Source organism: Ammoniphilus sp. CFH 90114, assembly GCF_004123195.1.
Lineage (GTDB): Bacteria > Bacillota > Bacilli > Aneurinibacillales > RAOX-1 > YIM-78166.
Window position 1 is genome coordinate 36,629 of sequence record NZ_SDLI01000019.1, and the last position, 6,310, is coordinate 42,938.

A 6,310-nucleotide genomic window follows, 5' to 3' on the forward strand; every position below is an offset into this window, starting at 1 on the left:
TTCTTCTCCTGACTCTGTAGATTCGTTCCTTTAAGTATAGCAAAGCGATCCCTCTGCTTCCACTAACCTCCTATAGGAAACTTCCTATAGGAATGGTACGCTTTTCTGGGTGATTTCTATTGTTAAATACTCCAATAAAACCAATGTTAATGCATAAATCTGACGCTGTACCTACTGACAATTACATTCATCAGCTCAAGTGGGATGGCTTTCGTTGCTTAATGCATTATGACGGCCAGCAATTCAGGCTCTTTACAAGGCATCAAAATGAGTGTACGCTGCAATTTCCAGAAATGAAAAACGTTCAGGTAGATGTGAAGAACGTAATCCTTGATGGAGAGATGATTGTTCTTAATTCCGATAATGTTCCTTGCTTTGAATCGGTGATGTCTCGTTTTCAGGCTTCCAATGAATTGTCCATCAGGCGTGGAGTTAAAACGATGCCAGCGCACTTCGTGGCTTACGATATCTTATACCTAAACAATAAAGATATAACCAAGCTTCCTTTAAAGGAACGCCTCGACATCTTGTATGATACCGTCCATCTTTCCAAAGAAATCTCGGCAAGTGAGAGCTACCAGAACGGAGATGAGCTTTTTCATCTCATTTCTCAGATGGGTCTAGAGGGAATTGTCTCTAAGCGCAAAGACAGCTTGTATCACTTGGATACACGCTCATCTCATTGGTTAAAGGTTAAAAATTATCAATATGAAACGGTCTCTATTTCTGCTCTACGTAAAAAAGATTTTGGATGGTCGTTGTTACACAAGGAGAAACATGTCGGTGTGATGGAGTTGGTTCCATCGAATGAACGGAAGGCCTTCTGGGAGATCTCCAAGCAATTGCAAATCGGCGAAGATAAGAATTGGATCTATCTTGACCCGATTGTAAAATGCAAAGTAAAGTTTCAATCCTATACAAAAAACGGACTGATGCGCAGCCCTAGTTTTATCGAGTTTATATATTAAGAAAAAGAATACGGACTGTTCCCTTTCTTGAAGGGACAGTCCTTTATGTATTTGCTGACCCAAATCTAGAATCGATCATGCGGCCTTGAACTCACTCTTTAAAATGGACATTACATGCAAATTCTTTAAACACCAAGCCTGCCTTCCCCCTTTTTAGTAACTTATGTTCATTTCAACACCGGGGTTGAATTACCCTGCTCTGAAAAAAGACAAAAAAGCAGTCATGACGACTGCTATAGCTATTGTTCTCTTAATATTCGGGCAGCCTCCACCATCATGCTCAGCTTTTTCTTGGCTCGATCTACGGTATTCATTGGACGTTGTGCGAAGGTTCCAAAGCCGCAATCAGGATTTAAAAAAATTTGCTCAGGAGATAAATATTTCGTCGCTTCTTTGACCCTCTCTACAATCTGGTAAACACTCTCTACATCTTCTGTTCTCGGGTTGACAACACCAAATCCCAATTCTTTTCCCTCTAGCGCTTTAACGACTTCAATCTCTCCTGCACGCGGAGTCGCGTATTCAAGGATGAGCTGGTCCACATCCATTTGAGATAAATAAGGCATCAGTGGGGAATACGGCCCCTGAAGCAAGACATTTTCTTGCGTACTCCAATTCCCGCGGCAGATGTGGACGCCTATTCTCGTGCCTTTTCCTCTCATGCCCTTCATGACTTGGTTTACTAGCTCGGTAGCAAATCGCAATTCCTCTTCCGCGTCGGCCTTAGCGGTAAGCGCCCCGCACATGAAGGTACGGTTGGCATTCTTCTGTGTGAATACCAACTCGGTCAATACTGGTTCATCGAATTGTACGAAAGATACTCCCTCAAGGATAAGCTCCTCTAATTCTTCACGCAGGACACGGACAACATCTTCTGCTAGATCTTCTTTCGAGGGATAAACGGACGCGGACAAGCCCTCCACCCACATCGAACGTGTTAGGAGATAAGGGCCAGGTAAGGCGACTTTTATCGCCCTATCGGTATGTTGCTTTAAGAATCGATATTCATCTAAGGCAATAGGCTTCCGTCTTTCAATCTTACCAACAGCTGCAGGATTAGACAGGGAATAAGCAGGGACGTCCAAGGTTCCGAGAATCTCCTCAAAGCTCGCTTTATCCTCCACATAGTCGAGAAGTTCTGCCACCGTCAGCATTTTCACGTTCTCAAGCTTGTCAGCTACGAAGGAGATAAAGTTGTCCCGACGCTGTTCTCCATCGGATACAATATCCACCCCCGCCTCTTCCTGTGCCCGCAAACAGTCCAGCACAGCCCTGTCTGCAATCTTCTGAAAATCGGCATCAGAGATTCTTCCCGCTTTTTTATCCCGCAGTCCCATAAGGACTTCCCTCGAACGCGGCCAGCTGCCTACAACTGTAGTGGGGTATAAAGGTATTTCCATAAGCTTCATCCTTTCCCTATTAAAGAATGATTGATAGATTGATCGCGATCTTTACTTGACTACATAAGGTCTGATAAATAGGAGAGCGTTCTAATGTAAGCTGCCAAATTTCTTTTAGCTTTTCTTCTTCTTCCGGAGAGCTAACATAAAAAGAACCGTTAATTTCTGAGAACGATGGATTACCATCCTCCTCGAGCTGCAGATGGAAAAGCACGTTATGTAATTTTCCCTTCAGACTTAATTCGGCTGCATCGACAACGAGTCCCCGACGAGAGGCATTCATCTGAAAGCCAGTGGTCAGACAGGATCCTAAGGCCCCTAGCAAATAATCCACAGAGCTCGGAGCATCAACGTTCACGCTGAAGTCGGCAGGTTGTCCGGACATAAAGGTATGATTACGGCTATATACCTTAGCTGTTGTGGAGGTATTGGAACGAACTCGCACGGCCCACTGGTACCCGCGAGCCGCTTCTAGATCCTGCTCTAAATGATTTTCCGTTCCGCCTTTACGAATAAAGTAGCTCACATCTGTTGCATGGGGCTGTGAACCTAGAAACTCGTGCTTCACCATGCGACACCAAGCTGGTAAATCCTCCGCTACAGTCCTCTCCCTGCTTCGCACTTCAAGTACTTGTCCCGGCTCTAGTGGGTCCATACTTTTCTTGATGATAAGAAGAAGACCTGAACCGCAGTCCAAGTCTCCTCCATCACAGGTTGCCTGTGGTTTAGGAAATTCCATTGTTGTGTTGCCTCCTAATATGTAATGCAAGCTGCACCTTGAGATAAGAACTCTACTAGCTTGGCACCGCCAACAATGGTGGCTCCAGGAATTAATTGCTCCTCAGTTAAGCCACGCTTCTTATAGCAGGGGCTGCATACCCAGATCGTTCCACCCGCTTCAATAAACTGTCCCATTAATTGCTGTAGGGGTGCGAAACCTTCCTCGTGAATGTCATTGGCATATCCTTCAGATCCTAAATAAGCTCCCTCAACATTAAGGAAAACAACCGTTTCTTGTCCGGACGCTACAGCTGCATTCGCTACAACGAAACCTACAGTTGCCTTGTCAGGATCATTCTTTGCACTTGTGATACTTACTGCTAATTTTGCCATCTTCTTTTCCTCCAATATGGTGTTATTTTTTTTGGATATAGTAATGGTTTATTTTTTCAACATCCCGGCGTTCTAAAAGAGTATGTCCCTGCAGTCGGCACCATGCAGGAATATCCTCTCTTGCTCCAGGATCATAAGATACGACTTCAATGATTTGATTTGGTTCCATCTTCTTCATAGTCATGAATAAATTCATAATCAGTTCTCCGCAGCCTGTAGGGCCAGCATCATATACTAGATCAGCCTGATACACGGTGTCACCTCGCGAAAATTAATTGATTCCCAAAAAGCTTTTAACGAGTGCACCGCCCTTCCACGTTGCCAAATCGGTAATCCAGTTGAGCTTCCCGACTATCATCAGGACGGCAATCCCAACGATGAGAGCTCCGCCAATCTGTTCCATACGCTTCACCTTGTCCCCCATCCGGTTGAACAGCAGACGCAATGGCTCAGAAAATAGAAAAGTGATAAAAAACATGAGTGAAAACCCTAGCGAGTAGGCCAGCATTTGGGCGATATTAAGCATCAAGTTTCCATTGACGGCTACCACCAATAGGACACTTCCCAGAAAAATCTGTCCCCAACCGGGTGCAATGACCATCCCAGCTATAAAAGAACGCAAATAACCTGGTCGAATCGACCCCAAGGTACTGCTTGCCGCTGCTTCTAATCTTGCGGTATCTGGCAAGAATTTCAATCTCAAGATCTTCATCTGATGAAAACCTAGAAGTAGTAGAGCCATCCCGGAAAAAATCTGCACCCAACGAACCACGGGTTTGACCGCCTCGCCTACAAAAGAGGCCACGATTCCAAGGGTAATCATAATGAGCGTAAACCCTAATACAAAGAATACGGCATTTTTCCAGAACCTTTTACGCATCGAAGCTTTGTCTGCAGCCGAACTGGCTACCTCCCCGCTTAAATAACCAAATAGAGCGGGCATCATGGCAAGTACTCAAGGTGCGCAAAACGCAATAGCGCCTACTCCAAAGGTAAGAAGTAGTGACAAGTTTTCCATGTTTTACCTCCCTTCGCAATTTTAAAAACATTATAACATATTATTATTATAGTTATAAGTTTTTATGATTAGAATATAAAAATGCTTACTTACCAAATCAAATGATATATACTCTAAACAAGTATTATAAATGGAAAGGAATTACATCATGCTCTTATGGATTAGATACCTATCTTTCTTTTTAGGACTGACTCTGTTTGGTTTAGGAAATGCCATTGCCGTCAATGTGAAGTACTTAGGGCTTCATCCTTGGGAAGTGTTGAATGTGGCTTTATATCAAAAACTAGGATTTAGTATTGGAACATGGAGTGTCGTGTGCGGGCTTTCGCTAGTTGTTGTTTCCTTCTTTATGAACCGCGATCTGATTCGAATTGGTACCTTCTTAAACGCCCTGTGCATCGGGCCTATTATGGATTTTTTCTTGTGGCTAGACATCTTACCGAAGGCTACAAACTCTTGGGTGGACTACTTCATTTTACTAGTAGCAATTATAACGACGGGGATCGGCGGCGGTCTCTATGTGGCTGCAGGGGTCGGAGCAGGCCCTCGGGATGGGTTTATGCTTTCAATCTCAGAAAGAACGAGGTTAAGTGTCAGTCAGGCCCGCATTCTAGTAGAAAGTATGGTTCTTATCATCGGTTTCCTACTTGGAGGTCCTGTCTTTATCGTTACATTCCTCTACACCTTTATTCAGAGTCCGATCTTCCAACGTTCTCTTTTATTTTTTAGACCTCTATTTCATAACTTGGAAAATAGGGAAAATAAAATGGCGGTATAATCATAGCTTAGGAAGGAGTATTCCTCCTTCCTTTACGCTACTATGAATAAAGCTGATCACGCTGTGCTGTTACAGCATCTAATGGATAGAGTCGTCTCTTTTATCAATGTACAATGTGCCATCTTTCTGTATCTCTGCATAGAACACTTCTGATAGGGAACGAACACCCGCACCAGCCAATTGTTGCTTAAGCCAATCCTGATCTAGATGTAATTTCCCTAGGTTAGAAAGATTAATTTTCCCGTCTGAGACTACTTCGGTTGATATGGGGAATATCTCTGTTTTTATTTTCATGATATTCATATCTAGTTTGGTAACAGGTTGCAGGGCTTCTTTTTTCATTATAGAAAGCGTGCCATCCGTTTCAAAAATAGCATACTCCACATCGGTAATGGCAAAAACATTTTTCTTCCTGAGCAAAGTATTTAAGGCATCTACATCAAGTCTTACTTTTCGAAGCTCATCTTCCATAATCCGGCCTTGCTTAATAAGAATAACAGGTTGCCCCTCTATGATTATTCTCGCTTTTTTGGATTTGATATCGAGAAACCCCATTATGACCGTTAAAAGTGCCCAACCGCTTAAGGCAAAGATACCTGACCAGATACTCAAATTTTTGTTAATTGCTAGTGAACCTGCAATGGTTCCTACGGTTATTCCGGAAACAAAGTTAAAAAAGGTAAGTTGGCTAATTTCTTTTCTCCCCATCATTCTCGTTAAGATTAACAATATGAAAAAAGAAACAAGAATCCGAATGGATAGTTCTTGCACACTCATAGCAGCCCTCTTTTCTATCGTGGAATGGTTTCAACAATTAGTGTTCTCTTTTCATACCAATAATTTACGCAGGAACTTTGATTCTCATCTCTGAACCTGGGCTGGAGCTCTCACCCCTTAAAAATAACCGGACTAATTTCCGCTATCCTGCTCAGAAGGCCCAAAACAGCACAAATAGCGGAATAATTTTCCGCCATTTGCCTCCACGGCCCCAATTTGGGCGCCATTTCTCTAAAGCCCCCTAACAGGATTGGAC

General features: G+C 43.3%; 8 protein-coding genes. 2 read left to right on the plus strand and 6 right to left on the minus strand.

The window, feature by feature from the left end:
- Nucleotides 1–119: 119 nt before the first annotated feature.
- Nucleotides 120–968: an ATP-dependent DNA ligase gene (locus EIZ39_RS23935; protein WP_129203670.1), complete on the plus strand. Its 849-nt coding sequence runs from the start codon at nucleotides 120–122 to the stop codon at nucleotides 966–968.
- Nucleotides 969–1,207: 239 nt separating this feature from the next.
- On the opposite strand, the gene EIZ39_RS23940 is transcribed toward EIZ39_RS23935, so the two are convergent.
- From EIZ39_RS23940 to EIZ39_RS23960, 5 genes are read right to left on the minus strand one after another with little or no spacing between them, the layout of a single operon-like run.
- A complete protein-coding gene (locus EIZ39_RS23940) occupies nucleotides 1,208–2,368 on the minus strand; it encodes a cobalamin-independent methionine synthase II family protein (RefSeq protein WP_129203671.1) in 1,161 nt (386 codons plus the stop codon).
- Between the two features lie 19 nt (nucleotides 2,369–2,387).
- Nucleotides 2,388–3,107 carry a sulfurtransferase TusA family protein gene (locus tag EIZ39_RS23945; protein ID WP_129203673.1) on the minus strand — a complete coding sequence of 240 codons (720 nt, stop codon included), beginning with the start codon at nucleotides 3,105–3,107 and terminating at the stop codon, nucleotides 2,388–2,390.
- A 14-nt stretch (nucleotides 3,108–3,121) separates the two neighbouring features.
- Nucleotides 3,122–3,481: a DsrE family protein gene (locus EIZ39_RS23950; RefSeq protein WP_129203675.1), complete on the minus strand. Its 360-nt coding sequence runs from the start codon at nucleotides 3,479–3,481 to the stop codon at nucleotides 3,122–3,124.
- 22 nt (nucleotides 3,482–3,503) lie between these two features.
- A complete protein-coding gene (locus EIZ39_RS23955) occupies nucleotides 3,504–3,734 on the minus strand; it encodes a sulfurtransferase TusA family protein (RefSeq protein WP_240675929.1) in 231 nt (76 codons plus the stop codon).
- An 18-nt stretch (nucleotides 3,735–3,752) separates the two neighbouring features.
- Nucleotides 3,753–4,427 (minus strand): cytochrome c biogenesis CcdA family protein, encoded by a 675-nt coding sequence (locus EIZ39_RS23960; RefSeq protein ID WP_129203677.1) that lies wholly within the window; start codon nucleotides 4,425–4,427, stop codon nucleotides 3,753–3,755.
- Nucleotides 4,428–4,644: 217 nt separating this feature from the next.
- Between EIZ39_RS23960 and EIZ39_RS23965 the strand changes: the two genes are divergently transcribed.
- Nucleotides 4,645–5,277 (plus strand): YczE/YyaS/YitT family protein, encoded by a 633-nt coding sequence (locus EIZ39_RS23965; RefSeq protein ID WP_483296071.1) that lies wholly within the window; start codon nucleotides 4,645–4,647, stop codon nucleotides 5,275–5,277.
- Between the two features lie 78 nt (nucleotides 5,278–5,355).
- Here the strand turns inward: EIZ39_RS23965 and EIZ39_RS23970 are convergent, their stop codons facing one another.
- Nucleotides 5,356–6,054, minus strand: coding sequence for a YetF domain-containing protein (locus EIZ39_RS23970; protein ID WP_129203681.1), 699 nt, complete (start codon nucleotides 6,052–6,054; stop codon nucleotides 5,356–5,358).
- Nucleotides 6,055–6,310 lie beyond the last annotated feature (256 nt).

Excerpts from the sequence above, each read along its gene's own strand:
- EIZ39_RS23950 (WP_129203675.1), bottom strand. The coding sequence starts at position 3,481 with ATGGCAAAATTAGCAGTAAGTATCACAAGTGCAAAGAATGATCCTGAC.
- EIZ39_RS23960 (WP_129203677.1), bottom strand. The coding sequence starts at position 4,427 with ATGATGCCCGCTCTATTTGGTTATTTAAGCGGGGAGGTAGCCAGTTCG.
- EIZ39_RS23970 (WP_129203681.1), bottom strand. The coding sequence starts at position 6,054 with ATGAGTGTGCAAGAACTATCCATTCGGATTCTTGTTTCTTTTTTCATA.
- EIZ39_RS23945 (WP_129203673.1), bottom strand. The coding sequence starts at position 3,107 with ATGGAATTTCCTAAACCACAGGCAACCTGTGATGGAGGAGACTTGGAC.
- EIZ39_RS23940 (WP_129203671.1), bottom strand. The coding sequence starts at position 2,368 with ATGGAAATACCTTTATACCCCACTACAGTTGTAGGCAGCTGGCCGCGT.